The sequence below is a fragment of the Pseudomonas yangonensis genome (genome assembly GCF_009932725.1).
In the GTDB taxonomy this organism is placed as follows: Bacteria; Pseudomonadota; Gammaproteobacteria; order Pseudomonadales; family Pseudomonadaceae; genus Aquipseudomonas; species Aquipseudomonas yangonensis.
In genome coordinates this window covers 54,768-80,168 of sequence record NZ_BLJU01000022.1, presented here as the reverse complement: position 1 = coordinate 80,168, position 25,401 = coordinate 54,768, and the positions used below count along the sequence as shown (strand labels likewise).

General features: G+C 64.4%; 27 protein-coding genes. 9 read left to right on the top strand and 18 right to left on the bottom strand.

All coding sequences use genetic code 11. The annotated features are described in order from the left end of the window. Positions 1-8 precede the first annotated feature (8 nt). Positions 9-1,157, bottom strand: coding sequence for an efflux RND transporter periplasmic adaptor subunit (locus GYB81_RS20230; RefSeq protein ID WP_024309516.1), 1,149 nt, complete (start codon positions 1,155-1,157; stop codon positions 9-11). A 179-nt stretch (positions 1,158-1,336) separates the two neighbouring features. Between GYB81_RS20230 and GYB81_RS20225 the strand changes: the two genes are divergently transcribed. After that, positions 1,337-1,972 (top strand): TetR family transcriptional regulator, encoded by a 636-nt coding sequence (locus GYB81_RS20225; RefSeq protein WP_024309515.1) that lies wholly within the window; start codon positions 1,337-1,339, stop codon positions 1,970-1,972. A gap of 72 nt (positions 1,973-2,044) precedes the next feature. On the opposite strand, the gene GYB81_RS20220 is transcribed toward GYB81_RS20225, so the two are convergent. Continuing rightward, positions 2,045-2,227 (bottom strand): hypothetical protein, encoded by a 183-nt coding sequence (locus GYB81_RS20220; protein WP_161867290.1) that lies wholly within the window; start codon positions 2,225-2,227, stop codon positions 2,045-2,047. Between the two features lie 259 nt (positions 2,228-2,486). After that, positions 2,487-3,503 carry a zinc-binding alcohol dehydrogenase family protein gene (locus GYB81_RS20215; protein ID WP_161867289.1) on the bottom strand — a complete coding sequence of 339 codons (1,017 nt, stop codon included), beginning with the start codon at positions 3,501-3,503 and terminating at the stop codon, positions 2,487-2,489. A gap of 116 nt (positions 3,504-3,619) precedes the next feature. Here GYB81_RS20215 and vimR point away from each other — a divergent pair, with 116 nt between their 5' ends. The 6 genes from vimR (at position 3,620) to GYB81_RS20185 (ending at position 9,693) form a co-directional block, all read left to right on the top strand. Then, the gene (gene vimR, locus GYB81_RS20210) at positions 3,620-4,534 is read left to right on the top strand and encodes a transcription regulator VimR (protein WP_161867288.1); all 915 of its coding nucleotides are present in this window, start codon (positions 3,620-3,622) and stop codon (positions 4,532-4,534) included. Positions 4,535-4,776: 242 nt separating this feature from the next. Next, positions 4,777-5,163 (top strand): DUF2946 domain-containing protein, encoded by a 387-nt coding sequence (locus GYB81_RS20205; protein WP_161867287.1) that lies wholly within the window; start codon positions 4,777-4,779, stop codon positions 5,161-5,163. 81 nt (positions 5,164-5,244) lie between these two features. Then, on the top strand, positions 5,245-6,639 hold the full coding sequence (locus tag GYB81_RS20200) for a PepSY-associated TM helix domain-containing protein (RefSeq protein ID WP_161867286.1): 1,395 nt from the start codon (positions 5,245-5,247) through the stop codon (positions 6,637-6,639). 44 nt (positions 6,640-6,683) lie between these two features. Continuing rightward, positions 6,684-7,178: a copper chaperone PCu(A)C gene (locus GYB81_RS20195; RefSeq protein WP_161867285.1), complete on the top strand. Its 495-nt coding sequence runs from the start codon at positions 6,684-6,686 to the stop codon at positions 7,176-7,178. Beyond that, a complete protein-coding gene (locus GYB81_RS20190; RefSeq protein WP_161867284.1) occupies positions 7,178-7,549 on the top strand; it encodes a DUF2946 family protein in 372 nt (123 codons plus the stop codon). Before GYB81_RS20195 ends, GYB81_RS20190 begins: the two co-directional genes overlap by 1 nt. A 59-nt stretch (positions 7,550-7,608) precedes the next feature. Beyond that, entirely contained in the window at positions 7,609-9,693 is a 2,085-nt protein-coding gene (locus tag GYB81_RS20185) for a TonB-dependent copper receptor (RefSeq protein WP_161897942.1), read from the top strand. Positions 9,694-9,781: 88 nt separating this feature from the next. Here GYB81_RS20185 and GYB81_RS20180 read toward each other — a convergent pair whose 3' ends face one another. The 5 genes from GYB81_RS20180 to GYB81_RS20160 form a co-directional block, all read right to left on the bottom strand. After that, positions 9,782-10,729 (bottom strand): adenosine deaminase, encoded by a 948-nt coding sequence (locus GYB81_RS20180; RefSeq protein WP_161867282.1) that lies wholly within the window; start codon positions 10,727-10,729, stop codon positions 9,782-9,784. Between the two features lie 243 nt (positions 10,730-10,972). Then, entirely contained in the window at positions 10,973-11,932 is a 960-nt protein-coding gene (locus GYB81_RS20175; protein ID WP_161867281.1) for a 2-oxoglutarate and iron-dependent oxygenase domain-containing protein, read from the bottom strand. Between the two features lie 213 nt (positions 11,933-12,145). After that, positions 12,146-13,228 (bottom strand): BMP family ABC transporter substrate-binding protein, encoded by a 1,083-nt coding sequence (locus tag GYB81_RS20170; protein WP_161867280.1) that lies wholly within the window; start codon positions 13,226-13,228, stop codon positions 12,146-12,148. Positions 13,229-13,518: 290 nt separating this feature from the next. Continuing rightward, positions 13,519-14,874: an 8-oxoguanine deaminase gene (locus GYB81_RS20165; protein ID WP_161867279.1), complete on the bottom strand. Its 1,356-nt coding sequence runs from the start codon at positions 14,872-14,874 to the stop codon at positions 13,519-13,521. Positions 14,875-14,999: 125 nt separating this feature from the next. Then, a complete protein-coding gene (locus tag GYB81_RS20160; protein ID WP_161867278.1) occupies positions 15,000-15,350 on the bottom strand; it encodes a MerR family transcriptional regulator in 351 nt (116 codons plus the stop codon). Positions 15,351-15,432: 82 nt separating this feature from the next. On the opposite strand from GYB81_RS20160, the gene GYB81_RS20155 reads away from it, so the two are divergent. Then, the gene (locus GYB81_RS20155; protein ID WP_161867277.1) at positions 15,433-15,849 is read left to right on the top strand and encodes a hypothetical protein; all 417 of its coding nucleotides are present in this window, start codon (positions 15,433-15,435) and stop codon (positions 15,847-15,849) included. 89 nt (positions 15,850-15,938) lie between these two features. Then, positions 15,939-16,403 carry an REP-associated tyrosine transposase gene (locus tag GYB81_RS20150; protein WP_161867276.1) on the top strand — a complete coding sequence of 155 codons (465 nt, stop codon included), beginning with the start codon at positions 15,939-15,941 and terminating at the stop codon, positions 16,401-16,403. Between the two features lie 77 nt (positions 16,404-16,480). Here GYB81_RS20150 and GYB81_RS20145 read toward each other — a convergent pair whose 3' ends face one another. The 10 genes from GYB81_RS20145 to GYB81_RS20100 form a co-directional block, all read right to left on the bottom strand. After that, positions 16,481-17,407 carry an ABC transporter permease gene (locus GYB81_RS20145; protein WP_161867275.1) on the bottom strand — a complete coding sequence of 309 codons (927 nt, stop codon included), beginning with the start codon at positions 17,405-17,407 and terminating at the stop codon, positions 16,481-16,483. Between the two features lie 95 nt (positions 17,408-17,502). Then, positions 17,503-18,600: an ABC transporter permease gene (locus tag GYB81_RS20140; protein WP_161867274.1), complete on the bottom strand. Its 1,098-nt coding sequence runs from the start codon at positions 18,598-18,600 to the stop codon at positions 17,503-17,505. Between the two features lie 10 nt (positions 18,601-18,610). Further along, positions 18,611-20,158 (bottom strand): ABC transporter ATP-binding protein, encoded by a 1,548-nt coding sequence (locus GYB81_RS20135; protein ID WP_161867273.1) that lies wholly within the window; start codon positions 20,156-20,158, stop codon positions 18,611-18,613. Between the two features lie 236 nt (positions 20,159-20,394). Then, on the bottom strand, positions 20,395-20,961 hold the full coding sequence (locus GYB81_RS20130) for an MFS transporter permease (protein ID WP_161867272.1): 567 nt from the start codon (positions 20,959-20,961) through the stop codon (positions 20,395-20,397). Positions 20,962-21,123: 162 nt separating this feature from the next. Then, positions 21,124-21,591: a GNAT family N-acetyltransferase gene (locus GYB81_RS20125; RefSeq protein WP_161867271.1), complete on the bottom strand. Its 468-nt coding sequence runs from the start codon at positions 21,589-21,591 to the stop codon at positions 21,124-21,126. 64 nt (positions 21,592-21,655) lie between these two features. Next, positions 21,656-22,339: an SDR family oxidoreductase gene (locus GYB81_RS20120; RefSeq protein ID WP_161867270.1), complete on the bottom strand. Its 684-nt coding sequence runs from the start codon at positions 22,337-22,339 to the stop codon at positions 21,656-21,658. Positions 22,340-22,496: 157 nt separating this feature from the next. Continuing rightward, entirely contained in the window at positions 22,497-23,063 is a 567-nt protein-coding gene (locus GYB81_RS20115) for a DUF922 domain-containing protein (RefSeq protein ID WP_161867269.1), read from the bottom strand. Next, complete coding sequence (locus GYB81_RS20110; protein ID WP_161867268.1) at positions 23,060-23,644, bottom strand: IMPACT family protein; 585 nt, start codon at positions 23,642-23,644, stop codon at positions 23,060-23,062. The genes GYB81_RS20115 and GYB81_RS20110 overlap by 4 nt, the downstream gene beginning before the upstream one ends. Continuing rightward, positions 23,644-24,306 carry a TetR/AcrR family transcriptional regulator gene (locus GYB81_RS20105; protein WP_161867267.1) on the bottom strand — a complete coding sequence of 221 codons (663 nt, stop codon included), beginning with the start codon at positions 24,304-24,306 and terminating at the stop codon, positions 23,644-23,646. The genes GYB81_RS20110 and GYB81_RS20105 overlap by 1 nt, the downstream gene beginning before the upstream one ends. 157 nt (positions 24,307-24,463) lie before the next feature. Then, on the bottom strand, positions 24,464-25,381 hold the full coding sequence (locus GYB81_RS20100; protein WP_161867266.1) for a LysR family transcriptional regulator: 918 nt from the start codon (positions 25,379-25,381) through the stop codon (positions 24,464-24,466). Positions 25,382-25,401 lie beyond the last annotated feature (20 nt).

Genomic DNA, 25,401 nt, shown 5'->3' with positions numbered 1-25,401 from the left:
CTTCTCCGTTAGTCCTGGCCGCTGGCTGGTTCGGCGTCTTGGGCAGGCTGTTCGGTCTTGACGTTGCTCGCCGGCACGGCCTTCACCTCGGCGCCGGGCTGCACGAACTGCAGGCCCTCGGTGATCAGGCGGTCGCCTTCCTTGAGGCCATCCTCGACCAGCCAGGCACTGCCGGCGGTGCGATCGGCCTTGAGTACGCGCAGTTCGACCTTGTTGTCGGCACCCACCACCATTGCCGTCGGCTCGCCACGCTGGTTGCGGGTCACGCCCTGCTGCGGGGCGAGGATGGCGTTTTCCTTGACCCCGGACAGCAGCTCGGCATGCACGAACATGCCCGGCAGCAGCAGGTGATCGGGGTTGGGGAATACGGCGCGCAGGGTCACCGAACCGGTGCTTTCGTCCACCGCGACTTCGGAGAATTCCAGGGTGCCTTCATGGGCGTAGCGGCTGCCGTCTTCCAGCTTCAGCGCGACCTTGGCTGCGCTGTCGCTGGCCTTCTGCAGACGTCCCTCGGCCAGGTCACGGCGCAGACGCAGCAACTCCTTGCTCGATTGGGTGACATCGACATAGATCGGATCGAGTTGCTGGATGGTGGCCATGGCACCCGCCTGGCCATTGCTGACCAGTGCGCCTTCGGTCACCGCGGAACGGCCGATACGACCGCTGATCGGCGCCAGCACCTTGGTGTAGCGCAGGTCGATGCGCGCCTGCTCCAGCGCGGCGTCGGCCTGCAGGCTGGCGGCGCGGGCTTCGTCATAGGCCTGCTGGCTGACGGCCTTGTCATTGACCAGCAGCTTGTAGCGATCAGCCAGGGACTTGGCTGACAGCTGGGTGGCCTGGGCGCTCTTGAAAGCGGCCTCGTAGGTGGCCGGGTCGATCTGATACAGCTGCTGACCCGCCTTGACCTCACTGCCCTCGGTGAACAGGCGCTTCTGGATGATGCCGTTGACCTGCGGGCGTACTTCAGCGATGCGATAGGCGCTGGTACGGCCCGGTACTTCGCTGGTCAGGGCGAAGGGTTTGGCTTCGAGCGTGACCACTCCGACCTGGGGCGTTTGCTGGGTTTGGGGGGCGCTGGATTCCTGGCAACCGGTAAGACCGAGCATTGCCACGGCGATGGCGGAAACCAAGACAGCGAAGGCTGGCTTCGAGTGCATCTGAGAACCTCGTTTTTATCGAATCATGGCCCAAAGGGCGAAGGGGACGAAGGCAGGGAAAAAGCGATGCAGGAATATACTTACATACGTGAATGTTTGTAAATGCCTAAAGCTGCCTGCATACTCTCGCCCGTCCTCCTTTACCGGAGCTTTACATAGAGGCGTAATCAGGTAGACAGATGGCCAGAAGAACTAAAGAAGAAGCGCAGGCGACGCGGGTGCAGATACTCGATGCTGCCGAGCGGGTGTTCCATGCCCAAGGCGTTTCCCGTGCGTCTCTGGCCGAAGTGGCGAAGGAGGCCGGCGTCACCCGCGGCGCCATTTACTGGCACTTCGAGAACAAGATAGACCTGTTTCAGGCCATGCTCGAACGCCTGCGCCTGCCCCTCGAAGAACTGGCGCGTGCCAGCGAGAGCGAGGACGAGCCTGACCCGCTGGGCTGCATGCGTGAATTGTTGATCAAGGCACTGACGCGCCTGGCCTGCGAGCCGCAGACCCATCGCACCCACGACATCCTGCGTTACAAGTGCGAATACACCGGTGAGCTGCTCGGCCTGCGCGAGCGCATGCAGGCGCTGAGCATCGAGTGCGATCAGCGCATCGCCAAGGCGCTGGGTAATGCGGTCAACAAGGGCCAGTTGCCCAGCGACCTGGATTGCGCGCGCGCGGCCATGTGCCTGCATGCCTATATGGAAGGCATCGAGGCCAACTGGTTGCTGGTGCCCAACTTCGACCTGGCACAACAGGCGCCTGCACTGGTCGACACCGTGCTGGATATGCTGCGCAGCCCGGCGCTGCGCCTGATGCCGGTGTAGGAGCGAATTTATTCGCGATTGCATTGCGGATATTGCGGATAAATCTGCTCCTACAAGGCTCTGGGCCGAGCCTCAGCCCGCCTTACGTTGCTCGGGCCAGTCAGGCAGGGCGTGTGGCGCGAGCAGTCGCGCTTCCAGTCTGGCGACGAACTGCTGCGCCTCTGCTTCGCTGCGAAAACTCACGCGATGCTGATCCAGGCGGACCTGCCACAGGCGTTCGCCGCCCTGATCATAGGGTTGGACGACAATCTTCATGTTGACCACCTCCCTGAGCTGCGATGCCTCGCAGCGCTTGTTGGGGAGGCTCAGCATAGTCCCCGTGCATGACCTTTTTCTGACGTGGATCAAAACAGCCGACCAGGGCGATGACGGCTTTGCGATAAGCGGTACCGCGAAGGAAACGTGACCGGGTCGAACGAAGCGGTGGGCTGAAACGGATCGCTGCCCGGGCCATCCCACACGCCGTGACACGTAGGGTGGGCTTCAGCCCACCACAGACCCACCACCATTGGCTTCAAAACCCTTCGAGCACGATCTTGCCCTTGGCCTTGCCACTTTCCAGCAGCGCATGGGCGCAGCGCAGGTTGGCGGCGTTGATGGTGCCGAAATGCTCGCCGAGGGTGGTCCTGATCACGCCGCTGTCGACCAGCCCGGATACCCTTTGCAGCAGGCGATGCTGCTCGATCATGTCATCGGTCTGGTACAGCGAGCGGGTGAACATCAGTTCCCAGTGCAGTGAAAGGCTCTTGCGCTTGAGCTGCATCACGTCCAGCGGTTGCAGCGGGTCATCGATCAGCGCCAGACGCCCCTGCGGCTGCAGGCACTCGATCAGTTGCGCGTAGTGCTGGTCGGTCTGGGTCAGGCTGGCGACATGGCTGACCTGGCCGATGCCGATACGCGCCAGCTCCTCGCTCAGTGGTTTGTTGTGGTCGATCACATGATGCGCGCCCAGCTCGCGGACCCAGGCCTGGGTTTCCGGGCGCGAGGCGGTGCCGATCACGGTCAGGCCGGTCAGGCGTCGCGCCAGCTGGGTGAGGATCGAACCAACGCCGCCGGCCGCGCCGACGATCAGCAGGCTCTGGCCCTGATCGGCCGAGCCTTCGGCGATCTGCAGGCGCTCGAACAGCAGCTCCCAGGCGGTGATGGCGGTCAGCGGCAGGGCCGCCGCCTCGGCGAACGACAGGCTTTGCGGCATTTTGCCGACGATGCGCTCATCGACCAGGTGCAACTCGCTGTTGGCACCAGCACGGTCGATGGCACCGGCATAGAACACCCGGTCGCCGGGCTGAAACAGGCTGACTTCGCTGCCCACCGCCTTGACCACGCCGGCTGCGTCCCAGCCCAGCACCTTGGCTGCGCCGTTTTCGGGGGCGACGCCTTTGCGGATCTTGGTGTCGACCGGGTTGACCGAGATGGCGCGTACCTCCACCAGCAGGTCGTGCGGGCCGGGGGACGGCGCGTCCAGTTGTACGTCCTGCAGGGCTTCGGGATGGTCGGTCGGGAGGGATTGGTAGTAGGCGACGGCTTTCATGCTAGGGCTCCGGTTTACGGGTTCAGGCAACGGCGCTCATGGTCATCTGTTCTGCTGGTTGAAAAAAGCGCCTGCGGATAGAGTCTCTTTCATCATTATTTTGAAAGTGAGCCGCCATGCTGCGTTTCGACGACCTGCAACTCTTCGTGCGTACTGCCGAAACCGGCAGCCTGTCGGCCGCCGCGCGGCTGCTGGATGTCTCGCCGGCGGTGGCCAGCGCCGCGCTCAAGCGCCTGGAGCAGCAACTGCAGGTGCGCCTGTTGGCGCGCTCGACGCGTAGCCTGCGCCTGACGCCCGAGGGTGAGCTGTATCTGGTGCACGCGCGCCTGGCCTTGCAGAGCCTGGAGGAGGGACGCCAGCAACTGGCCGGCAGCCAGGACGGCATTCGCGGAATGCTGCAGCTGTCGGCCCCCTCGGACTTCGGCCGCAATACCCTGTTGTCCTGGCTCGACGAATTCCAGGGCGAGCATCCGCAACTGCAGTTGCGCCTGCTACTGGCGGACCGGGTCGCCGACCTGTTCCGCGAGCCGGTGGACATCGCCCTGCGCTATGGCGCACCGGAAGACTCCAGCCTGGTGGCCTTGCCGGTGGCGCCGGACAATCGCCGCGTGCTCTGCGCCTCGCCGGCCTATCTTGCACGGCAGGGGACGCCGCAGACGGTGGAGGAGCTGCGCCAGCACAACTGCCTGCTGTACATGCTGCACGGCCGCGTGCATGACCGCTGGCGCTTCCATGACGGCAAGCGCGAGATGGTCATGAGCGTTGCCGGCAACCGGGTGTGCGACGATGCCGATGTCACCCGGCGCTGGGCCGTGGCCGGGCAGGGCGTTGTGTACAAGTCCTGGCTGGACGTGGCCGAGGATGTGCGCGAAGGCCGGCTGCAGGTGCTGCTGCCCGGCTGGCGGGGCGAGCCGACGCCGCTGTATCTGGTCTGCGCGCACCGGGCGCAACTGAGCAAGGCGGTGCATCTGCTGCGCGAGTTCCTCCAGGTGCGTTGCGAGACACTGCTGGCAGCAGCGCCCTGGCGTTGACGATAAAGTGCCGGGCGCCTGCTAGCAGGCTGTTAAAAAACTATCTGCGTTGCCACTGCTGCGTTAAAAACAGGCTCAAAATACTCATTTACAGCTTGTAAACTCCGCTTTTTCGCCTGTTTTTGCCTTGCATTGGCTGCCTCGTCTACGTTTATTCAACGGCCTGCTAGACTCCCGTACCAGACCTCTGCGGCAACGTACCGCAGTGTCGCGCTGCCATCCTCTGTTTAGAGTCACGCTCCATGAAACTGGCCCGCAAAGACCGCTCACTGACCGCCTGGGTGCTGTACTTCAGCATTCTGTTCAGTGCGTTCGTCTGTGCCATCAGCCACGGCCAGATGGCCGGCATGCAGCTCAGCGGACTGGACGGGCAGTACTGTTCGTTCGAGGGCAACTTCGGCGCAGGGGCTGATCTGGACGGCTCCGGCATCGTCGCGCCGAACCCGGCCACCGGCTCCAACTGCGCCCTGGCCAGCCTGTTCAGTGCCAGCATTCTTGCGGCCTTCTTCGGTCTGCTCGGGCTGCTGGCTGTAGAGCGCAGCTGGTCGGCGTCCGCGCTGCATCTGCCGCGCATCAGCCGTTATCGCTGGCCTCCGGCCAATCCCCGCGCTTCTCCCTTTTTCGCCTGATCCGTCCGCCCGCTCCGGGCGTCCCTATCATGCGAATGCCTGACCGCGTGTCCATGACCGCGGTGGGCTGGAGAAAGCTTCATGGCGTCTTCCCCCGATAGCTCCGCACCTGTTCGTGCGGCCCCGTCTTTCTACAACCTGGCCTGGCGCTGGCATTTCTATGCCGGCTTGTTCGTCATCCCGTTCATGATCCTGTTGTCAATCACCGGGATGATCTATCTGTTCAAGCCGCAGCTCGATACCTGGCTGTACCCGCATCTGATGCTGGCGCCAGCGGCCGAGCAGCGCGTCAGCGCCGACCAGCAGCTGGCACTGGTCGAGCAGCTGTACCCCGGTGCCTCGGTGAGCAAGTACCTGCCCCCTGTTGGCGAAGGGCGCAGCGCGCAGTTCGTCATCGAGCAGGATGGCCGTCTGCTCAACCTGTTCGTCGATCCCTACCGCGGCACGCTGCTCGGCGAGCAGGACGGGCAATGGAACCTGCAGGCTGTGGCGCGCACCCTGCACGGCGACCTGATGATCGGCACCCTGGGCGACCGGCTGATCGAGCTGGCCGCCGGCTGGGGCATCGTGCTGGTGGTATCCGGCCTGTACCTGTGGTGGCCGCGCGGCAACAACCCGGCCGGCATACTCTGGCCGCGCCTGCATGCGCGAGGGCGCCTGCTGTGGCGCGACCTGCATGCGGTGACCGGGTTCTGGGGCTCGCTGCTGCTGTTGTTCATGCTGCTCACCGGGATGACCTGGACCGGGTTCTGGGGCGCCCAGTTCGCCGGTGCCTGGAATCAGTTTCCTGCGGCGATGTGGGATGACGTGCCGAAATCCGGGCAGCTTGCCGGCAGCCTCAACAGCAGCCGCGAGCAGACCGTGTCCTGGGCGGCGGAGGTCACACCGCTGCCGGCATCCGATCCGCATGCGGCGCACCGCGGCCATGCCGGTCAGGATCACGGCCCGGCTGCGCCGCGCATCAGCCTGCAGCAGGTGGTCGATACCGCCGATGCGCGCGGCGTGCAGCGCGGCTACAGCATCAGCTTCCCGCAGGGCGCCGCGGGTGTTTACAGCATCGGACTGTTCGCCGACGACCCGCGCAACGACGCCACCCTGCACTTGGATCAATACAGCGGTGCAGTACTGGCCGATGTGCGCTGGGCGGACTATGGCCCGGTAGCGCGGGCCGTCGAGAGCGGGGTGAAGCTGCACGAAGGCAAGATGTTCGGCCTGGCCAACCAGATACTGATGGCGCTGGTCTGCCTGCTGATCATTTTCAGTGCGCTCAGCGGCCTGGTGATCTGGTGGAAACGCCGCCCGGTCGGTCGTCTCGGCGTACCGCCGCTGCGCCATGACCTGCCGCGCTGGAAGACCGCCATCGGCGTGATGATCGTGCTGGGCATGATCTTTCCGCTGGTGGGCGTCTCGCTGTTGCTGATGTGGGTGCTCGACCGCTCGCTGTGTCTGCTGCCCGGAACCCGATTCGCCAACTGAAGAAGTGTCATGTTTTCAACCATACCCACCCGGAGACAATCCCTATGAACCTGCGCAAAACCCTGCTGGGCCTCGCTCTGATCCTGCCCGCGATGCTGGCCCAGGCCCACGAGTACGATGTCGGCCAGCTGCATATCGATCACCCCTGGTCGCGCGAGATGCCGCCCGTGGCGCCGACCGCGGCGGCCTATTTCGTCGTGCACAACAAGGGCAGCGAGGCCGATCGCCTGCTCTCGGTCAGCAGCCCGGTGGCCGGCAAGGCCGAGCTGCACGAGCATAAGCACGCAGATGGCGTGATGAAGATGCAGCAGGTTCAGGACGTCGCCATCCCTGCCGGCGGCGAGGTCAAGTTCGAGCCCATGGGCTACCACGTCATGCTGTTCAACCTGAAGCAGCAGGCCAAGGACGGTGAGCGCTTCCCGCTGACCCTGACCTTCGAGAAGGCCGGCAGCGTCGAGGTTGAGGTGGCCGTGCAGCAAGAGGTACCGGCCGGCCATGACCATGCTGCCGGCCACGACGCAGGCAAGCACCAGCACTGATGATGATCACGGCGCGCAGACGGACCTTCGCCGCCCATCTCGGGCTGCTGGCGCTGGTCCTGGTCGTGCTGGCGCCTCTGGCGTCGCAGCTGCGTGCCGAGCCCACTGACTGGCGCTGGCTGAGCGAGCTGGCCTGCCATGAGGGCATTGATCCCGCTGCGCGTGCCAGCGATGTCGGCGAGCCGCTGCTGCAGGTGGATGCCTGCGGCTACTGCTCGTTGTTCTCCCATTGTCCCGCGCTGACGGACAGCCATTGGGCGCTCACCGGGCGGTTGTCGCCCGTTCAAACGGGCGCAGCGCTCCCGCTTGCACCGCCGTCCTGTACTCATTTCCCCCGTGCGCTGTCACGCGCACCGCCCATGCATGCCTGAGTTGCTCTCCCGCGAGGGCTAACCGGCCCTTTTTGCAAATCGACCATTCAGGTATCCGCATGTCCGTTTCCTTCGTTCCGGGCGCTGTTTCCGTTCGCCCTCGTTTTCCCCTGTCTGCCCTGGCCATCGCCTGTGGCCTGTGCGCCATCACGTCGCTGCATGCCGAGGAGCATGTGCATGAACTGCCGCCCACGGTGATCACGGCAATCCAGCAGAGCTCACCGCTGACCGTGGTGGCCGACCCCAAGGACCCACGCCAGCCCGTGCCGGCCAGCGACGCGGCCGATTACCTCAAGACCATTCCTGGTTTCTCGGCGATTCGCAGCGGCGGCAGCAACGGCGACCCTGTGCTGCGCGGAATGTTTGGCTCGCGCCTGCTGTTGCTCACCGACGGCGGCCAGATGCTCGGCGCCTGCCCCGGACGGATGGACGCGCCAAGCTCCTATATCGCTCCGGAAACCTATGATCTGCTGAGCGTGACCAAGGGTCCGCAGACGGTGATCTGGGGCCCCGGTGCCTCGGCCGGCGTGGTGCGCTTCGAGCGCGAGCCGGAGCGCTTCGGCGAGCTTGGCGCGCGCCTGCATGCCAGTATGCTGGCCGGTTCCAGCGGCCGCTTCGACCGCCTGCTCGACGGCGCCGTGGGCGGTGAGCAGGGTTACCTGCGGGTGATGGCCAACCGTTCGCATTCGGATGACTACGACAACGGTGACGGCGACACCATTGCCTCGAGGTGGGACAAGTGGAACACCGACGTAGCCCTGGGCTGGACCCCGGATGCCGACACCCTGATCGAACTCAGCGCCGGTCGTGGCGATGGCGAGGCGCGCTACGCTGGCCGAGGCATGGACGGCACCCAGTTCAAGCGCGAAAGCCTGGGCTTGCGCATCGAGCGCAGCAACTTCGGTGGTGCGCTGGATAAGGTCGAGGCCAAGGTCTACTACAACTACGCCGACCACATCATGGACAACTTCCGCCTGCGCGTGCCGGACCCGACCAGCATGATGGCCATGCCGATGGCCTCGCAGGTCGACCGGCGCACCCTCGGTGCCCGATTGGCGGCGACCTGGAAGTGGGACGACCTCGAGCTGATCACCGGTATCGATGCGCAGCGCAGCAAGCACCGTGGCCGCCGTTCCACTTACAGCATGATGACGGGCTACACGGACGCCGATCGCTTCCCCTGGAGCAAGGACGCCGTGATGCACAACTACGGCGCATTCGCCGAGGCCACCTGGAACCTGGCCGAGCGTGATCGGCTGGTTTCCGGGGCGCGGGTGGATCGGGCCTCGGCCAAGGATTACCGGCAGAGTTTTCGCAGCATGATGGGCATGGCGCGGCCCAACCCGACGGCGGGCCAGACGCGCGCCGAGACCCTGCCCAGCGGCTTCGTGCGCTACGAGCATGACCTGGCCGGTTCGCCGACCACCCTTTATGCCGGCCTCGGCCATGTGCAGCGCTTTCCGGATTATTGGGAGCTGTTCTCCGCCGGGCTGAACGGCCCGGCCAGTTCGCGCAATGCGTTCGACGGCATCGAGCCGGAGAAGACCACTCAGCTCGATATCGGCATCCAGTACCAGGACGACAAGCTGCAGGCCTGGGCCTCGGCCTATGCCGGGCAGGTGCGCGACTACATCCTGTTCGACTATCGCGGCATGGGCACCCAGGCCGACAACGTCGATGCGCGCATCATGGGCGGTGAGCTGGGCGTGGCCTACGCCTTCGCCTCCAACTGGAAGGCCGATGCGACCCTGGCCTACGCCTGGGGCAAGAACAGCTCGGATGGCGAAGCACTGCCGCAGATGCCACCGCTGGAAGCGCGCCTGGGCCTGAGCTACCAGCGTGACGCCTGGAGCGTCGGCGCGCTCTGGCGTGTGGTCGATGGCCAGGGTCGCACCGCCGACGGGCGCGGCAACGTGGTAGGGCAGGACTTTGGCGACAGTGCCGGCTTCGGCGTGCTCTCGCTCAACGGCGCCTACCGCGTCAGCCGGCAGGTCAAGCTCAGCGCCGGTGTGGATAACCTGCTCGACAAGAACTACGCCGAGCACCTCAACCTGGCGGGCGACGCCGGCTTCGGCTTCCCGGCCGAAAGCCGCATCTCTGATCCCGGCCGCACGCTCTGGGCCAAGGTGGATTTCGACTTCTGAGCACCCGCCCAAGACCTGCTGCGCGTCCTCGCCTGTCCCGGCCGGGGCGCCACGGCCTCTAGCTCACGAGGTTGCGCAGCGAGCAGGTTTAAGCCAGGCGCGCGTCCAGGCTGTTCTGCGCCAAGCGGCGAGCCTGATCTTCGGTCATGCCCAGGTGCTCGTGCAGGGCGGCGAAGTTCTCGCCGACATAGCCGCCGAAGTAGGCCGGGTCGTCCGAGTTCACCGTCACCTTCACGCCGCGTTCGAGCATGTCGAGGATGTTGTGCTGGCCCATGTGCTCGAACACGCACAGCTTGATGTTGGACAGCGGGCAGACGGTCAGCGGAATCTGCTCGTCGATGATGCGCTGCATCAGCCGCTCGTCCTCGAGGGCGCGTACGCCGTGGTCGATGCGCTTGACCTTGAGCAGGTCCAGCGCTTCCCAGATGTATTCGGGCGGGCCTTCCTCGCCGGCGTGCGCCACCGCGTGCAGGCCTTCGCTACGCGCCTTGGCGAACACCCGCTCGAACAGCCGCGGCGGGAAGCCCTTCTCCGAACTGTCCAGGCCGACACCGATAAAGGCATCGCGGAACGGCATGGCCTGCTCCAGCGTCTTGAACGCCTCTTCTTCGGGCAGGTGGCGCAGGAAACTGAGGATCAGGCCGTGGCTGATGCCCAGCTGCTGCTCGCCGTCGCGCAGCGCCTGCTGGATACCGCGCAGCACCACCTCGAAGGGGACGCCGCGGTCGGTGTGGGTCTGCGGGTCGAAGAAGGGTTCGACGTGAATGACGTTCTGCGCCTTGCAGCGCTGCAGGTAGGCCCAGGTCAGGTCGTAGAAATCCTGCTCGGTGTGCAGCACGCTGGCGCCAGCGTAATACAGGTCGAGGAACTCCTGCAGGTTGTTGAAGGCATAGGCTGCGCGCAGGGTCTCGACATCGCTCCAGGGCAGGTCGATCCGGTTGCGTTCGGCCAGGGCGAACAGCAGCTCGGGCTCCAGCGAGCCCTCCAGATGCAGGTGCAATTCAGCCTTGGGCAGGGCGTTGAGCCATTCGGGCATGGTCGGGTTCTCGTGATCAGGCTTGGACAGGGCGAAGTTTAACCGCTGGGACAGGATCGTGCTGCGCTGGCGAGCCAGCTGTAGGGTGGACAGCGCTTTTCATGTCCACCGATATGGATGTGGCGGTACCGAAGCGGTGGATGAAAAGAGCGTCATCCACCCTCCGGCTGTACGTTCTGTAGGAGCGGATTCATCCGCGAATTTCGCGACTGAAGTCGCTCCTGCAGTTGGCGGCATTCAGCTCTATGCCTCCTCACGCCGATAGGCATAGGTATCGGCGAAGCGCGACAGCAGGTACTCGGCGCTGGTCACTGGCGAATACTTGGCCGGGTTGTCCGTGCTGGAGCAGTTGGGCAGGCAGTCGATCAGCGTGTCCGGGTGCGGTTCGGCGAAGAACGGCATGGAGTAGCGGTCCACCCCCAACGGGCTGATCACCCGGTGTGGCGTCGAGGTGTAACGGTCGTTGCTCCAGCGCGCCATCATGTCGCCGATATTGACCACGAAGCTGCCGGCAATCGGCGGCGCGTCGATCCATTCGCCGTTACGCGCGCGCACCTGCAGGCCACCGGCATCGTCCTGGTAGAGCAGGGTGATGCAGCCGTAATCGGTGTGCGCGCCTGCGCCTTGCTGCTCGCTGCTGCTGGCAGTGTGGCGCGGCGGGTAGTGGATCAGGCGCAGCACGCTGATCGGCTCATGAAAGCGCGTGTCGAAGAAGTCGTGCTCGATGTCCAGCGCCATCGCCATGGCGCGCAGCAGGGTCTTGGCCAGGTCCTGCATGTCGGCGTAATGCTGTTCCATCAGCTCGACCCATCCGGGCAGGTCCGGGTGGCGATTCGGCCCGCGCAGCGGTTTGCCGGCCAGCACCTCTGGGTGATCGGCTGGCATATGGAAACCCATGTCGAAGGTTTCCTTGAGGTCGCTCGGTTTGCTCGGGTCGAGCTGTTCGGTGGCGATGGCGCCGTAACCGCGGTGGTGGGCGGTCTGGGTGATATCGATCCTGAGTTTTGCTTCGGCGGGCTGGGCGAAGAAGGTCTTGGCCGCACCGAGCAGGGCGTCGATGCGCTCGGCACTGATCGGGTGACCGATGATGTAGAAGAAGCCCCAGTCGCGGCAGGCGCGGTCGATCTGCTCGGCCACGGCTGGCCAGGCCGAAGCGTCGTCGGCGTAGAGAGGGGCGATGTCGATGATGGGTAATGCGTTCATGTTTAGCCTCGGGTGGGCGGTGCTGCGAGTCTTCTCGTACCCAGGGCAGCGATGCGTGGCACCAAAGGCCGGCGCCACGGTGATGCGGTTCTGCTGAGATAAGCAGGGACGGCATCAGTGATTTTCAAATTATCGCGGCTGAAGCCGCTCCTACAGGTGTGGGAGTAGGAGCGGCTGGGCGGCATCCCGCTTCAGCCGCGATGCTTTGCGTTGTTACTTCGGCATTTCGGCCTTCACGTTTTCCACGTAGTAGTTCATTGCGGCCAGCTCGGCATTGGTCGCACTCACGCCTTCGGCGATGCGCACCGCGCCGCTCTGATCCTTGATCGGGCCGGTGAAGGGGTGGAAGGTGCCGCTGCGAATATCCGCGATGATCTGCTCGGCCTCGCTCTTCACGTCGGCCGGCACCAGATCGCTGATCGGCAGGTCGATAGTGTCCTCGGCCAGGCCACCCCAGAAGTCCTGCGGCTGCCAGGTGCCGTCGATCACCGCCTGGGTGGACTTGATGTAGTGCGGGCCCCAGTCGTTGACGATGGAGGTGAGCACGGCCTTGGGCCCGAAGTGGGCCATGTCCGAGGCGTAGCCCACAGAGTAGATACCACGACGCTCCGCAGTCTGGATCGGCGCCGGGCTGTCGGTGTGCTGGAACATCACGTCCACGCCCTGGTCGATCAGCGCGTTGGCGGCGTCGGATTCCTTGCCCGGATCGAACCAGGTGTTGACCCATACCACCTTGATCTCGGTACCGGGGTTGTACTTGTCCAGCGCCAGCTGGATGGCGTTGATGTCGCGGATCACCTCGGGGATCGGGAAGGAGGCGATGTAGCCGACCTTCTTGGTCTTGGTCATCTTCGCCGCGAGGAAACCGCCGACGTAGCGGCCTTCATAGGAGCGCGACAGGTAGGTGCCGACGTTCTTGTCCTGCTTGTAGCCGGTGGCGTGTTCGAAGGTGACCTTGGGGAATTGTTTGGCCACCTTGATCGTCGGGTTCATGTAGCCGAAGGAGGTGGTGAAGATCAGGTCGAAACCGCCCTTGGCCATGTTGCGGATCACCCGTTCGGCGTCGGCGCCTTCCGGCACGTTCTCGACGAAGCTGGTGGTGACCTTGTCGCCCATTTCCTTGATCAGCATCTGCCGGCCCTGCTCGTGCTGGTAAGTCCAGCCGTGGTCGCCGATGGGGCCGATGTAGACGAAACCGACCTTCAGAGGATCGGCTGCCGAGGCGCTGAGCATGGCGCCAAAGCCCAGGGCAGCGACGAGGGTGCGCAGCAGCGGTTTCTTGCTCTTCTTGTGCATGGTGGGTGCAGCTCCAGTCTTGGTGTTGGGGTGGCCGTTGGTTGGCTGATCCCATGACTGCAAAAAGCTGACCAAAAGGACAGATAGACGGGGCGACGGCGTTCTGCCTGTGCGCCTGCTCATGCGTTGGGGGCGGTATTGGTGCGCGGCAGACTTGTATGGCGTGTTGTGGTGCGTCGCTCCTGTGAAACGACGGTCGCGGCTGAAGCCCCTCCCACAAGAACAGCGCCAACAGGTGGATGGGCTTTTGTGGGAGGGGCTTTAGCCGCGACTCAGGCAGTTAGCGGATTTCAGCCCGCGATCAGCTCACGCGCTGCCTGCCGGTGATCTGCGATCAGTTGCGCCACATCCAGCCCCTCGATCTGCCCGTCTATGACGCGCCAGGTGCCGCCGATCATCATTCGATCGGCGCGGTCGGCGCCGCACAGCAGCAGTGCGGCGATGGGGTCGTGGCTGCCGGAAAAACGCAGCTCATCGAGCTTGAACAGCGCCAGGTCGGCCTGTTTGCCCACCGCCAATTCGCCGATGTCGCTGCGGCCCAGCAGCTTCGCCGAGCCCTTGCTGGCCCAGCCCAGCGCCCGCTCGGGCGTGATCGCCTCGGCGCCGTAGCGCAGGCGCTGGATGTATAGCGCCTGGCGCGCTTCGAGGATCATGTTCGAGGCATCGTTGGAGGCCGAACCGTCGACGCCCAGGCCTACCGGCACACCGGCTGCCTCCAGGTCGTGCACGGGGCAGATGCCCGAGGCCAGGCGCATGTTCGAGCAGGGGCAGTGGCAGACGCCGGTGCCCGCAGCGCCGAGGCGGACGATTTCCTCGGGGTTGAAGTGAATGCCATGGGCCAGCCAGGTGCGCGGGCCAAGCCAGCCGACGCTTTCCAAGTAATCCACGGTGCGCAGGCCGAACTGGCGCAGGCAGTAGTCCTCTTCGTCGAGGGTTTCGGCCAGGTGGGTGTGCAGGCGCACGTCGAGTTCATCGGCCAGTTCGGCGCTGGCGCGCATGATGTCGCGGGTGACCGAGAAGGGCGAGCAGGGCGCCAGGGCGATCTGGATCTGCGCGCCTTCGCCACGTTCATGGTACTGGCCGATCAGGCGCTGGCTGTCGGCCAGGATCGTCTCGCCACTTTGCACCGTATGTTGCGGCGGCAGGCCGCCGTCGTCTTCGCCCAGGCTCATCGAACCGCGGCTGAGCATGGCGCGCATGCCCAGTTCACGAACGGCTTCGACCTGCACGTCGATGGCATGCTCCAGGCCGCCGGGGAACAGGTAATGGTGATCGGCGGCGGTGCTGCAGCCGGACAAAAGCAGCTCGGCCAGCGCCACCTTGCTGGCCAGGGCCAGTTTCTCGGGGGTAAGGCGTGCCCAGACCGGGTAGAGGGTCTTCAGCCAGGGGAACAGCGGCTGGTTGACCACCGGCGCCCAGGCGCGGGTAAGGGTCTGATAGAAGTGGTGATGGGTGTTGATCAGGCCCGGCAGCACCACGTGCTCGCGCGCATCGAACACCTGCTGGCAGGGCGTCGAGGGTTGCCGGCCGGCGCCGAGCACCTCACTGATACGGCCATCCTCAATCACCAGGCCGCCGGAAGCGTCCAGGTCGTTGGCGGTGAAGATGGCGAGCGGGTTCTTGATCCAGATACGGGTAGCAGCCATGAGCGGCTCCTCTGAGGTTGATGTCAGGTAAGCCAGCTCAGTGTTGACCCTGTCTGCTGATCCAGGTTCGTCAGAAATGACGTGCGGCGAAGATAACTGACCTCGGGGTCAGCATGCAATGCGCCTCAGGGGCGCAACGGACAGGTCGTTGCCAGGCGCTGCAGCAGTTCGTTTCTCAGTTGCTGCAGCTCGTCGATGCGGTTTTCGATCAGTGCCAGCTTGTCCTGCAGCAGTCGGGTCACGGCTCGATCCGGGTCGCTGGCCTGCCACAGGCCGCCGACATGCTGGCTGATCTCGCCAAGGCTGAAACCCAGGCGCTGCGCGGTCTTGATATAGGAGACAAGCTGCACCATCTCGACGGGGTAGTCGCGGTAACCGTTGGCACTGCGTCGAGCGGCGATCAGCCCGCGTTGCTCGTAGAAACGCAGGGTGTCGCGGCTCACTTCGCAGGCCTCGGCCAGTTCTCCGATTCGCATCTTTTCACTCGGTGGGGTGTTGACCTTGGAGCATACTCCAGGCCTTAGCCTGGGTGCTCCTTGAATGATTGGAGCAATACCCATGTGGACCCCCGAACACTATCGTCACCTGGTACGGGCCAGTGGCTGGTACGACCTGCTGGTGGCCGCCCCCTTTGCCACGCCCTGGAGCCTGATGGTGCTGCATGGCCTGCTGCAAAGCCTGCATCACGGCCTCGGCCTGCCGGGCGCGCTACCGGCCTTCGAACCGATGCACATGATGCTGGGCAACCTGATGGGCTCGATCATCTGCGTCTGGTCGGTGCTGCGTATCCGCGACCCGCAAGCAGTGTTCGGCCGCTATGACGCGGCAGGTCGGCTGTTGTTTTCCACCTGGCAGATCTACGCCCTGTTGCACGGCGCAACGCCACTGATCGCGATCTTCCTGGTCTTCGAACTGGCCTGGGGCGTGGCGCAGTTGTGGCCGGTGAGGGCGCCCCAGCAAGCTTTTCGCGGCTGAAGCCGCTCCTACGGGAGGTGCTGTTTTTGTTGGAGTGGCTTCAGCCGCGATCAGCTATACAGAACCAATCACGATCAGGCGGCAAAGGAATGCTTCGTTCAGACAAACCGCATGCAGGCGTATTACGGCGAGGACGGTTTTCCGAATCCGGCCGCGTCTACTTGCTGACAGCCGTACTAAGTGAGCGTGAAGCGCTTCTCAAGGATTTCACGCTTGCTAGGTTGTTGGTCGCCGAGCTGCGCGATGCTCATGAGAATGGCCTGGCGCACTCACTGGCGTGGGTGGTGATGCCTGATCATCTGCATTGGCTGGTGCAACTGGAGAGCACCACCTTGAATGAGCTGATGCGCCGGGTCAAAGGTCGTAGCTCACGACGGATCAACCAGCGTTTGTCGCGAACAGGCCCGTTATGGCAACACGGCTTCCATGACCGGGCTTTGCGCCGGGAGGAGGATTTACGAGCTGTCGCACGTTACGTGATTGCCAATCCTGTGCGGGCAGGCCTGGTGAAGCGGGTGGCGGATTACCCGCTATGGGATGCGGTGTGGCTCTAGCGCTTATCGCGGCTGAAGCCGCTCCTACGACAGGCGACGCATATCCCGTAGGAGCGGCTTCAGCCGCGATTGATTGTTCAATGCCCCGGCTGCCACGGTTGGCCGAGGGATACCGGCGCATACAGCCGGGTTTTGATCGCATCGCGCGAGAGCAGCACCAGCACCAGGATGGTGGCCACATAAGGCAGCATCGCCAGCAGGTTCGACGGGATCGACAGGCCGATGCCCTGCGCCACCAGGTGGAGGATGCTGGCCAGGCCGAACAGGTAGGCGCCGAGCAGCACGCGCAGGACGCGCCAGCTGGCGAATACCACCAGCGCCAGGGCGATCCAGCCGCGGCCGGCGGTCATGTTTTCCGCCCACATCGGCGTGTAGGCCAGCGACAGATATCCACCGGCCAGCCCGGCCATGGCGCCGCCGAACAATACCGCCAGGGTGCGCACGCGCAGTACCGGCAGGCCCATGGCGCTGGCGGCGTCCGGGTTCTCGCCGACGGCCTGGATGATCAGGCCGATACGGCTTTTCAGCAGCACCCAGGCCATCAGCGCGAACAAGGCGAAGGACAGGTAGATCAGCACGTCCTGGGCGAACAGCATGCGCCCGATCAGCGGAATATCGGACAGCAGCGGAATGACGATGGGCTCGAAGCCGATCAGCGGCTTGCCGACCCAGGCCGCGCCGACGAAGGTGGACAGGCCGACGCCGAAGATGGTCAGGGCCAGGCCGGTGGCCACCTGGTTGGCGTTGAAGCCCAGGGCCACGGCGGCGAACAGCAGCGACAGCAGCATGCCGGCAGCTATCGCCAGCAACACGCCGAGCCACAGGCTGCCGGTGCTGAAGGCGACGATAAAGCCGATCACCGCGCCGAACAGCATCATGCCTTCCTGGCCGAGGTTGAGCACGCCGCTCTTCTCGCACACCAGCTCGCCCAGGGCCACCAGCAGCAGCGGTGTGCCGGTGCGCACCATGGCGTAGAAGATATTGGTCAACAGATCGAGATCCATGGGGATTCCTTTGCATTCATGCTCTTTGTGGGAGGCGCTTCAGCGGCGAGCTTTTGTCGTGGCTACAGCGGAATGTCGCCCAGCCACTCCCACAGTCAGGTAGTCGCCTCGGCGAGCGTTTCGCCGCGTGCCCATTTCCACTTCAGCCGTGGCCGGTAGAGGATCAGTACGTCACAGGCCAGCAGGTAGAACAGCATCATTCCCTGAAACAGCTGGGTGATCGCCTGCGGCAGATTCAGGTTCATCTGCGCGTTCTCGCCGCCCAGGTAGAGCAGGGCCATCAGCAGGCTGGCGACGAGGATGCCGAGCGGGTTGAGGCGCCCGAGAAAGGCCACGGTGATCGCTGCGTAGCCGTAGCCGGGCGAGACCTGTGGTACCAACTGGCCGATGGGTCCGGCTACTTCGCCCACACCCGCCATACCGGCCAGGGCGCCGCTGACCAGCAGTGCGAACCACACCAGGCGCTTCTCGCGAAAACCGACGAAACCGGCGGCGCGCTTGTCCAGGCCGAGCACCTTGATCTGAAAACCCAGAAAGCTCTTGTGCAGCAGCACCCATACCGCCACCAGAGCCAGCAGCGCCAGGTACAGGCCGCCATGCAGGCGCCCGTCCTCACTGACCAGCGGCAGGCGGCTGGCATCGCCGAACATGGCCGATTCGGGAAAGTTGAAGCCGGCCGGGTCTTTCAGTGGGCCATGCACGAAGAACAGCAGCAGGTTCAACGCGATGTAGTTGAGCATGATGCTGGTGAGGATTTCGTTGGCGTTGAACTGCGTGCGCAGCCAGGCGGTAAGCCCGGCCCAGGCCGCGCCCGCGCAGGTGCCGGCCAGCACCACCCAGGCCAGTGCCCAGCGGCTTTCCCAGTCGATCAGTTGCAGGGCCATGGCGCTGCCGGCCAGGGCGCCGATCAGCAGTTGGCCTTCGGCGCCGATGTTCCAGATGCGCGCCTGGTAGGCCACCGCCAGGCCGAGAGCGCAGAGCAGAATCGGCAACGCCTTGACCAGCAATTCGGATGCGCCATACCAGTCGCTGACCGGGGCGATCAGCAGGGTGTGCAGGGTTTCCAGCGGGTCATGGCCGAGCAGGGTGAACAGCAGCATACCGCTCACCAGGGTCAGTACGCCGGCCAGCAGCGGCGACAGCCAGAGCATGGGGCGCGATTGCTGGCCGCGCGGTTCCAGGGATAACAGCATGACGACTCCGTCAGCAGGCCGCGGCGGCGGCGGGTTGATCGAATTCACCGGCCATCCAGCGGCCGACTTCCACGGTGGATACCTTCGCCGTCTCGGCCAGCGGCGACAGGCGCCCGCTGCACAGCGCGCCGATGCGGTCGCTGATCTGGAACAGCTCGTCGAGGTCTTCGGAGATCACCAGGATCGCCGCGCCGGCATCGCGCAGGGCGATCAGCGCGCGGTGGATGGCGGCGGCTGCACCGACGTCCACGCCCCAGGTCGGGTGCGCAGCCACCAGCAGTTTCGGGTTTTGCAGAATCTCGCGGCCGAGGATGAATTTCTGCAGATTGCCGCCGGACAGGCTGCGCGCAGCCGTGTCGGCATCCGGCGTTTTCACCGCGAAACGCTGGATGATCTGCTCGGCCAGCGCGCGCACCTTGCCGCGCTGCACCAGCCCACCCTTGACCAGGCCCTGACCGAAGGCGGTGAGCAGGGCGTTGTCCACCAGGCTCATCTCCGGCACGGCGCCATGGCCGAGGCGCTCGGCGGGCACGAAGGCCAGGCCAAGCCCACGCCGCGCATCCGGATGCAGATTGGCCACTGGCGCGGCATCCAGGCTGACCCGCTCGCGCTCGCCACGCGGCAGACGGGTTTCGCCGCTGAGCAGGGCGAGCAATTCGTCCTGGCCATTGCCGGCCACCCCGGCGATACCGACGATCTCGCCGCTGCGCACCTCCAGGCGAATGCGGTCCAGCGAGCAGCCGAAGGGATCGGGATTGTGCCAGCTGAGATCATCCACGCGCAGCCGTGGCAGGCCGCCGCTGACTTTCGGGTAGCTGCTTTCCAGTCCCTCGGCGTCGCCGACCATCAGCCGCGCCAGCTCCAGATCGCTGCATTCGGCCGGCACGCAATGGCCGGACACCCGGCCGCCGCGCAGCACCGTGGCGCTCTGGCACAGCGCGCGCACCTCGCCTAGCTTGTGGCTGATAAACAGAATGCTGCAGCCCTCGGCGGCCAGGCGTCGCAGGGTGACGAACAACTCGTCGGCCTCCTGCGGCGTGAGTACCGAGGTGGGCTCGTCGAGGATCAGCAGTTTGATGTCCTGCATCAGGCAACGCACGATCTCCACCCGCTGGCGTTCGCCGATGGACAGACTGTGCACCAGGCGCGTCGGCTCCAGCGCCATGCCGTAGCGCTGCGACACCTCGCGAATCTTCGGCTCTAACTGCTTCGGCGTGCCTGCGTCCGCCCCCATCGCCAGGGCGATGTTCTCGGCGACGGTCAGGGTCTCGAACAGCGAGAAATGCTGGAACACCATGCCGATGCCCAGGCTGCGAGCCATGGCCGGGTCGCGCATCGTCAGCCGCTCGCCCTGCCAGCGAATCTCGCCGCTGCTGGGTTGGGTGACGCCGTAGATGATCTTCATCAGCGTACTCTTGCCGGCGCCGTTCTCGCCGAGCAGGGCACGGATCTCACCGGGGGCGAGGGTCAGATCGATACGGTCGTTGGCCAGGCAGCCGGGGTATTGCTTGCTGATGGCGGTCAGCTGCAGGCGTGGGGATTCGGGTGGGGCGGACATGGGAGGCGCTCGTTGCAATAACTGAGCGGGGCTAAAGCAAAAACTTGGCCAGGAGGTCAGAAAAGCAGGCGGCGGGCGTTAGCGTCAGCCGCCTGTACAGATTCGTGCGCGGGATTGGTGCGAACCAGCGCACTGGGTGCGCTAAATGCACTGGGTTTGAGCGTACTGAGGCGAATGCCATCCGGGAGGCGCAGGTAGCCGCGCCTGACGTGCTCGCCCGATACCAAGGCGAGCAGTCATTCTCCGATGAAGAGCGCGCCTATAAAGAGCAGCCATAGCAAGGCCCCGGGGGCCATGCACAGCAGGTTGAGGCCGCTGATAGTTGCGTTGCTCTGCCCGTTTTCGTCGCCGCTCGCCTGGTTGGCTTGCTGCTGGATCAGTGCCAGGGGCATGGCGGGCACCATGATGATGGCGAACAGTATGAGCAATTCAAGAGCGCCCCCTGGGCCGTCGATTCGCGACAGGCGATTGGTGACGATGGTCAGGATCACGTAGGCCCAGGCGGTACCCGAGTAACTCCAGGCCGCCTGACCCAGGCGCTGCTTGTGTTCGCTGATCAGCCTGCACAACGAATGGGTGAAAAATATCTGAAAGATCGAGCGTGCCGCCGGCCAGATCTTTTTCGGCAGCATTGCGCTGCGCTGAAGGTCCCACTGTTTGTAGAACCAGTAGAAGGAGTACAGGCTGAAAGTGGTGAAGTACAGCAAATAGAACTTCTTCAGTGAGGTGACGAAGAAGGCGCTACGGGCTTGGGATTGTTCGTCGAGCAGCTCGGCTTTGGGGGGCTGATACAGGTTGTCCATTGACCTGGTTCCGATTGACGGTTGTGTGGGTGACTCGCATCCAGCGAGTGTTATAGCGCGCAAGAGTATACGAATTCCGAGGCGCTCTGACTGTGCACGCAGGCGCGAAATGGCAACAGCCTATCCGGTCCGGTAGAGACGCAGAGCGTCGCGGTATTGCCTTCACGCTGATGCCTGGGAGCTATTACCTTGCGCTGCTATGTGCACGAGTTGGCGCCGCATTTCAATGAGCTGATGCTCGCCGACGATTTCAACGTCCTTGATGAACTCAAACCCAAATTTTTCGTAGTAGCCTTTCAGGTGGCTGTGAGCATGAAGGTCAATGGAGGTGGCACCTATGCTCTGCGCATGCTGCATCAATGCCTGGACAACTGCCGAGGCTACTCCCGCGCTCCGATAAGGCTCGCTGACCGCCACTCTGGCCATGGTAGAGGAACCGTCCTCTTTTACTGTTAGACGGGCGGTGGCAATTGGCTCACCTTGTTCAGTTGCCAAAGCATGGAAGGACGTCTCATCCAATCCATCAAGGTCCAACTCTTTAGGAATCCGTTGTTCACATGTGAAGACCTGATAGCGGATACCTTGAGCCAAGCGGATCAACTCCGGTTCATTACCGATACGTATTTCCATCGTTCTTCTTCTCCTACGGAATTGCACGGCCCGCCTGGTGCGGGCCGATATCCAGCGCTGACGCTTACCAGGGCAGCGGGTTGCCCTCGAAGTCCTGATAGCGCAGGCCGGCTTGGCCAACGGCGGCGCTGACCTGCTGGACCATGCCCTTGCAGCTGCTGTCGATATCCAGCGGGGCGTCGGCACCGCCCATGTCGGTGCGCACCCAGCCAGGGTGCATCAGCATCACGCCGAGGTGCGGATTGTCCTGAGTGCGTACGAAGCACTGCACGAGGTGGTTGAGCGCGGCCTTGCTGGCGCCGTACAGCGGCATGCCCAGGCCGGCGCCCGTCTCGATGCTGCCGAGGATCGAGCTCATGAACACGATCAGCCCGTGCCCGGCAGCCAGGTTCGGCAGCAGGCGCTCGGCTACGCGGAGCGGGGCGACGGCATTGGTCAGGAACAGCTGACCCATCTCCTCGGCGCTGGCCTGTGCGGTGCTGTGGTGTGAAGGCCCGGCCACTCCGGCGTTGACGAAGATGACGTCGAACTGCTGGCCGCTCAGGCGTCCGGCCAATTGTTCCAGGCTGTCCGGGTCGGTCATTTCCAGCTGTTCGACGCGAACGCCGAGCCCTTGCAGAGGGGCTTCCTGTGCGGCGCTGCGCACCGTGGCGGTAACGGCCCAACCCTGGGCGGCGAATTCACCGGCCAGACCAAGGCCGAGGCCGCGTGAGGCTCCAATGATCAGGATGGATCGAGAGGCAGTCATGTCGGACTCCATGGCGGTTGAGAAAGAAGATCAGCATAGCGAATGCCGACCCGATAATCCCGGCACGGCAATCCTCTGTAGGCGTCTCGCCTCGGGGCGAAGCTTATCGGGCGCGTCCCGCCATGCTTCGCGGCGGGGCGTAGCTCTCGCTGCAGTGTTATTCCGCCAACCAGGCACCCTGTGTGCGGCCATGGCCGGTTTCGCGGTCGTAACGGCGTTCATGTTCGACATGCCGTTGCAGGACGGCATTGGCGCGGCGGTTGGCCTGCTGTTGCAGCTCGGCGCAACTGGGGTATTCCGGCGTCGCCAGCAGCGCCGCGTCGATCTCGGCGGCTGCTGCCTGGCCGATGCGGTAGTGGCCCAGCTCATGTTCACGCAGCGCGCCGAGATACTGCTGGAAACGCTGACGCTGTTGCGCATCGCCGCCCCCGAGGCGGGGCAGGGTGATGGTGGCGTTCAACCGGGTGCGGGTGAGGTCGATCTGGCAGCGACCGTCGCGTTGCTCGCGCCACCAGAAATTCCATTGCACCTGCCAGCGTGTGTAGGCGTGGTAGATCTGCCCGTTCTGGCGAACCGGTGAGGCCTGGCTGATGGCACGGCTGAGGGACTCACCGGACGCTACCTGCAGGTCGTAATACTGCTCTTGCAGCCGCTGCTGTACTTCGGCGTGAACAGGCAGCGCCAGCCACAGCAGTGAAAGCAGTGCAGTGATCGTTCGTTTCATGGTGCCTTCAGGCTCTCCCGGCCACGGCTGATATCACCCAACAGACGCTCCAGCTTTTCACGCTCGGCCGGTGCCACGGCCAGGTGCAGGCGCGCGCCGCTGGCGTCGTAATCCTCGCTCTCGATCAGGCTGTCCAGCTCGCCCAGACGCGCCTTGAACACGGGGAGTTCGGCGAACTGCAGGTGGCAGGTGAAGGCCTGACGCACGACCAGTTCGCGCCGCTCGCCGGCCTGCAGGCATTTGGCTGCGCTGCCGCCGTAGGCGCGGGCCAGGCCGCCGGTGCCGAGCTGGATGCCGCCGTACCAGCGGATCACCAGCACCACCACCTGGTCGCAGTCCTGTCCTTCGATGGCGGCGAGTATCGGCCTGCCAGCGGTGCCGCCCGGTTCGCCGTCGTCGTTGAAGCGGTACTGGTTGCCGACCTTCCACGCCCAGCAGTTGTGCGAGGCGGCCGGATCGCCGTGGCTGTCGATGAAGGCCTGTGCGTCCGCCGCGCTGGCAACCGGCGCGGCGAGGGCGAGGAAGCGGCTCTTGCGAATCTCCTCGCGGTATTCGCAAGGCGCGGACAGGGTGAAGGCCATCAGGCTTTGGCGACGGGCGTCAGGCCGCAGCCCTTGAGGATGATCTGTACCAGCTGGTCGGAGGCTTCCTCGAAGTCCTGCTTGGTCAGGCGCGAGCACTGCTTCACCCGGCAGATCTGCGAGGCGAAGTCGGCGTAGTGCTGGGTGCTGCTCCACAGCAGGAAAATCAGGTGGATCGGATCGACCGGGTCCATCTTGCCGGCGGCGATCCAGCCTTCGAACACCGCGGCACGGCCACGGAACCAGTCCAGATAGTTCTGGTTGAAGTACTGCGACAGGCAGTCGCCGCCGCTGATCACTTCCATGGCGAAGATGCGCGAGGCCTTCGGCTGGCGCCGGGAGAACTCCATCTTGGCGCGGATGTAGCGCTCCAGTGCCTCGGCCGGGTCGTCCTCGACGCTGAGGTTGTTGAAGGTGCTGTCCCACAGCTCGAGGATATTGCTCAGCACCGCCAGATAAAGGCCCAGCTTGTTGTTGAAGTAGTAATGCAGGTTGGCCTTGGGCAGGCCGACATTCTGCGCGATGGTGTTCATGCTGGTGCCCTTGAAGCCGTGCCGGGCGAACTCTTCCTCGGCAGCCTTGATGATGGCTTCTTCGTTCTTCTGGCGAATGCGCCCGGCGGGTTTGCCGGTGGTGCCGTGGGCGGGGACTTCGAAGGTCATGGGGTGATTCCGAACTGATCAGGGAGCCGAGCGATTGCACAGATACCCCAGCGCCGCCTGGGTGACAAGTGCGCTGCAAGGAAAATCGCCGTGATAGCACAAATGCACCAGGGCTGTGCATGCTCGAGCCGTTTTTCGGTACGGTCGTTCTATGTGTTCAGGCTTCAGCCAGGGCCTCGAGAAAACTCTCCAGCACCAGGTGCGCGCGACGGCCCTTGCGCGTTACCGCTGCCAGGTTGATGTCGTAGTAGCGAGTGGATGCCTTCAGCGCGCGCAGGCGACCCTGCTGCACCCAGGCCTGGGCGTAGTGGTCGGGCAGGTAACCGATATAGCGACCGGTGAGGATGAGAAAGGCCATGCCTTCGCGGTCCGATGCGCTGGCCGTACAGTTCAGCGCCTGGTAATGGTTCTGCACCTCGGGCGGCAGGCGGAAGGTCGGGGCGATGGCTTCCTGGGCATTGAGCCTGTCGTCTTCAAGTTGTTGGTCGTCGACGTAGAACAGTGGATGGCCGACCGCGCAGTAAAGCAGCGAGCGTTCATCGTATAGCGCCTGGTATTCCAGGCCGGATAGGGCACCGACTTGCGGCACCACGCCGATATGCAGGCGGCCGTCGAGCACCCCCTGTTCCACTTCCGACGGGGGCGTCATGCGGATGTTGATACGCACGTCCGGCCCCTGCACCTTGAGGCGGGCCAGGGCGTTGGTGATGCGCATGTGCGGGATGGTCACCAGGTTGTCGGTCAGGCCGATGTTCAGCTCGCCGCGCAGGTGCTGATGCAGGCCGTTGACCTCGGTGCGAAAGCTCTCCAGCGCCGCCAGCAGCTGCAGGGTGCTCTGGTACACCTCGCGGCCTTCTTCGGTCAGGGCGAAGCCGGCACGGCCGCGCTGGCACAGGCGCAAACCGAGGCGTTGTTCGAGGTCGCTCATCTGCTGGCTGATGGCCGAGCGGCCGATGCCCAGCGCGCTCTCGGCTGCGGAAAAACCACCGCATTCCACCACGCTGCGAAACAGTTTGAGCAGGCGGATTTCAAAGTCGCTGACCTGGGCCAGCGGGTCGGGGCGGCGGCTGCTCATTTGTTTAGTCGACCTTGAAC

Bases quoted from the DNA above. Each gene is read 5' to 3' on its own strand.
- GYB81_RS20230 (WP_024309516.1), bottom strand. From the start codon at position 1,157: ATGCACTCGAAGCCAGCCTTCGCTGTCTTGGTTTCCGCCATCGCCGTG.
- GYB81_RS20225 (WP_024309515.1), top strand. From the start codon at position 1,337: ATGGCCAGAAGAACTAAAGAAGAAGCGCAGGCGACGCGGGTGCAGATA.
- GYB81_RS20220 (WP_161867290.1), bottom strand. From the start codon at position 2,227: ATGAAGATTGTCGTCCAACCCTATGATCAGGGCGGCGAACGCCTGTGG.
- GYB81_RS20215 (WP_161867289.1), bottom strand. From the start codon at position 3,503: ATGAAAGCCGTCGCCTACTACCAATCCCTCCCGACCGACCATCCCGAA.
- vimR (WP_161867288.1), top strand. From the start codon at position 3,620: ATGCTGCGTTTCGACGACCTGCAACTCTTCGTGCGTACTGCCGAAACC.
- GYB81_RS20205 (WP_161867287.1), top strand. From the start codon at position 4,777: ATGAAACTGGCCCGCAAAGACCGCTCACTGACCGCCTGGGTGCTGTAC.
- GYB81_RS20200 (WP_161867286.1), top strand. From the start codon at position 5,245: ATGGCGTCTTCCCCCGATAGCTCCGCACCTGTTCGTGCGGCCCCGTCT.
- GYB81_RS20195 (WP_161867285.1), top strand. From the start codon at position 6,684: ATGAACCTGCGCAAAACCCTGCTGGGCCTCGCTCTGATCCTGCCCGCG.
- GYB81_RS20190 (WP_161867284.1), top strand. From the start codon at position 7,178: ATGATGATCACGGCGCGCAGACGGACCTTCGCCGCCCATCTCGGGCTG.
- GYB81_RS20185 (WP_161897942.1), top strand. From the start codon at position 7,609: ATGTCCGTTTCCTTCGTTCCGGGCGCTGTTTCCGTTCGCCCTCGTTTT.
- GYB81_RS20180 (WP_161867282.1), bottom strand. From the start codon at position 10,729: ATGCCCGAATGGCTCAACGCCCTGCCCAAGGCTGAATTGCACCTGCAT.
- GYB81_RS20175 (WP_161867281.1), bottom strand. From the start codon at position 11,932: ATGAACGCATTACCCATCATCGACATCGCCCCTCTCTACGCCGACGAC.
- GYB81_RS20170 (WP_161867280.1), bottom strand. From the start codon at position 13,228: ATGCACAAGAAGAGCAAGAAACCGCTGCTGCGCACCCTCGTCGCTGCC.
- GYB81_RS20165 (WP_161867279.1), bottom strand. From the start codon at position 14,874: ATGGCTGCTACCCGTATCTGGATCAAGAACCCGCTCGCCATCTTCACC.
- GYB81_RS20160 (WP_161867278.1), bottom strand. From the start codon at position 15,350: ATGCGAATCGGAGAACTGGCCGAGGCCTGCGAAGTGAGCCGCGACACC.
- GYB81_RS20155 (WP_161867277.1), top strand. From the start codon at position 15,433: ATGTGGACCCCCGAACACTATCGTCACCTGGTACGGGCCAGTGGCTGG.
- GYB81_RS20150 (WP_161867276.1), top strand. From the start codon at position 15,939: ATGCTTCGTTCAGACAAACCGCATGCAGGCGTATTACGGCGAGGACGG.
- GYB81_RS20145 (WP_161867275.1), bottom strand. From the start codon at position 17,407: ATGGATCTCGATCTGTTGACCAATATCTTCTACGCCATGGTGCGCACC.
- GYB81_RS20140 (WP_161867274.1), bottom strand. From the start codon at position 18,600: ATGCTGTTATCCCTGGAACCGCGCGGCCAGCAATCGCGCCCCATGCTC.
- GYB81_RS20135 (WP_161867273.1), bottom strand. From the start codon at position 20,158: ATGTCCGCCCCACCCGAATCCCCACGCCTGCAGCTGACCGCCATCAGC.
- GYB81_RS20130 (WP_161867272.1), bottom strand. From the start codon at position 20,961: ATGGACAACCTGTATCAGCCCCCCAAAGCCGAGCTGCTCGACGAACAA.
- GYB81_RS20125 (WP_161867271.1), bottom strand. From the start codon at position 21,591: ATGGAAATACGTATCGGTAATGAACCGGAGTTGATCCGCTTGGCTCAA.
- GYB81_RS20120 (WP_161867270.1), bottom strand. From the start codon at position 22,339: ATGACTGCCTCTCGATCCATCCTGATCATTGGAGCCTCACGCGGCCTC.
- GYB81_RS20115 (WP_161867269.1), bottom strand. From the start codon at position 23,063: ATGAAACGAACGATCACTGCACTGCTTTCACTGCTGTGGCTGGCGCTG.
- GYB81_RS20110 (WP_161867268.1), bottom strand. From the start codon at position 23,644: ATGGCCTTCACCCTGTCCGCGCCTTGCGAATACCGCGAGGAGATTCGC.
- GYB81_RS20105 (WP_161867267.1), bottom strand. From the start codon at position 24,306: ATGACCTTCGAAGTCCCCGCCCACGGCACCACCGGCAAACCCGCCGGG.
- GYB81_RS20100 (WP_161867266.1), bottom strand. From the start codon at position 25,381: ATGAGCAGCCGCCGCCCCGACCCGCTGGCCCAGGTCAGCGACTTTGAA.